This is a genomic window from Halalkalibaculum sp. DA3122 (assembly GCF_043951865.1).
Classification (GTDB): Bacteria; Bacteroidota; Rhodothermia; order Balneolales; family Balneolaceae; genus JAMQKA01.
Genome location: NZ_JBINJF010000082.1, coordinates 1 through 2,128 on the forward strand (window position 1 = coordinate 1; position 2,128 = coordinate 2,128).

2 protein-coding genes are annotated in these 2,128 nt (G+C 45.2%); both read left to right on the forward strand.

The genetic code is table 11. The features are described 5' to 3' along the window. The first annotated feature begins 802 nt into the window (after positions 1–802). The gene (locus ACG2F4_RS19240; protein ID WP_395262569.1) at positions 803–1,093 is read left to right on the forward strand and encodes a nucleotidyltransferase family protein; all 291 of its coding nucleotides are present in this window, start codon (positions 803–805) and stop codon (positions 1,091–1,093) included. Next, positions 1,086–1,460, forward strand: a complete 375-nt coding sequence (locus ACG2F4_RS19245) for a DUF86 domain-containing protein (RefSeq protein ID WP_395262570.1) — start codon at positions 1,086–1,088, stop codon at positions 1,458–1,460. Before ACG2F4_RS19240 ends, ACG2F4_RS19245 begins: the two co-directional genes overlap by 8 nt. Positions 1,461–2,128 lie beyond the last annotated feature (668 nt).

The following is a 2,128-nucleotide window of genomic DNA, read 5'->3' on the forward strand; positions in this document are numbered from 1 at the left end:
TCTTTTAGCCGAAGCGGAGTGCCGCAAGGCGAATAAATCCCCAGTCGGCGATTTTTTTGGTTCGTTTTTTCATCGATGAAAAAATGAACAAGGAAGGAGGATAAGGAAGCCTGAATGTGAAACAGGAGACTGTTTTCCCAACCGAGGTGTCCCTTTTGGCTTGACCCAAAAGGAACCAAAAACTCAAGGCAGAGAATGGGGCACCCGCTTCAGCCTGTGCAGGCGTGGATGTTGATGGTCCGTCCCGCAAGTTGCCCGCTATTAAAGTCCTCACCGGTGCAACATCCACAAACGCCTGCTTCGGCCTCCGCACCCCATTCAAGGCCGGGAAAGACCAGGGTGTATATTTTGTAGCCCGCGCCCCTCGTCAGACAGCACTTCTTCCGGTCTTGGGCATGGTGCTATACCTCGTTCATACGATCTCCCCTTCGAAATTCTTCATTCATAATTCTTCATTCCTAATTCCCTTCCTCCGCCGGCGATTTTTTTGGTTCGTTTTTTGGCCGTACAAAAAATGAACAAGGAAAGAAGATGAAGCAGCTTTTATAAGAAAAAGAGCGACTCCCTGTTAATCTGAACTGATAAACACTTGTCACTTATGCCAGTCAGGGGTTCGGTAAACCTTCAAAAGGTTTGCAAGGCCCTCAGTTAATTATCCGGAGTTAATAATCAGTAATTGCTCGCAAGGTGAAAACGTGTTCGGCCAATCGTATGGATTATGACTTAGAAAGAAGAATGAGTAATTTTGTGATGAAGCTTGGAGAAACGGATAAAAAGGTATTAACAATTGGTGCGGGCAGCAATGAAAAAGGAAACCATCATACAGTATCTTTCAGATCACAAGCCTGAATTTGAGCAAAAATTTGGAGTGACAAAAATTGGTCTGTTTGGCAGTTATGCACGTGGACAAAACGATAAAGACAGTGACATTGATATTGTCGTAGAACTGGAAAAACCCGATTTGCTCATTCTTGTGGGTATTAAGCAGAGAATTGAAGAAGATTTGGGGATGAAAGTAGATATAGTTCGACACCGCGAAAGAATGAACAACAATCTGAAGAAAAGAATAGAAAAAGACGCCGTGTATGCATGAATATGATGATGAGGTGGTAGCTGATATCCTTGACAATATGCTTTGGGCCCTCGACCAGATTCAGAAACGGTTCAGGGAGATAGAGACCGCTTCAGACTTTCTGGATAGCGATTTGGGACTTGAAAAACTCGATAGTATCTGTATGCAGTTAATAAATATTGGGGAGGCTCTGAAAAATATTGATAAGATAACCCACAAAGAGTTACTCCCCCAATATCCGCAGATCGATTGGAAAAAAGTGATGGGGATGCGAGATATCATTACCCATCACTACTTTGACATAGATGCGGAAACGGTATTTACAGTCTGTGATGAGCATGTCCCGCAACTGGAAAGAATTATAAAGCTAATTCGAAGAGAGCTTTGAAAAATAGGAATGTTATCCAGTATCCAGCCCTGAGCGAAAAGAACCCATTACTGTCTGATACCCTCCATCCGGGATTCCAGGATCAGGATATAAAATAAATTGAATTGTCCCTTTTGTCTTGATCCAAAAGGGACTCAACAATCAAGGCGGTGAATGGGCCAAACGCTGCCGCCTGTGCAGGCGTGGAGGGATAGAGAACAATACCCTTTCTAAACCCCCCGGCGTACCGAACAAGGCCTTGATCCCAAACCTGCGAGGTTTCCCTTCCCGGAAAGGTAATGACCTTGAGGGGGGGGCATCCCTTCCGGAGTACAAACCTCGCAGGTTTCGAGCCGAGCTGACCATCAGACAAGGTATACCGGCACGGCCTCCGCGCCCCATTCAAGGCCGGGAAGGGCAGGGTAGCAATTTGTAGCTCGCTCCCTCGTCAGACAGCAATTCTTCCGGTCTTGGACATGATGCTATACCTCGTTCATACGATCTCCTCTTCGAAATTCATCATTTTTAATTCTTCATTTTTCATTCCTCATTGAACATCCCCCTGCACCCCCTTCGAAATTTGTTATTCGTTGTTAGAAATTTTTATTCTCCATCCGCCCTGCAGAAATTTTTGTGGAATACAGTGCCCGGAGCCGGAGCGTTAAGAAACCATTGCTGTTTGAGATCCG

Bases quoted from the DNA above. Each gene is read 5' to 3' on its own strand.
- ACG2F4_RS19240 (WP_395262569.1), top strand. From the start codon at position 803: ATGAAAAAGGAAACCATCATACAGTATCTTTCAGATCACAAGCCTGAA.
- ACG2F4_RS19245 (WP_395262570.1), top strand. From the start codon at position 1,086: ATGCATGAATATGATGATGAGGTGGTAGCTGATATCCTTGACAATATG.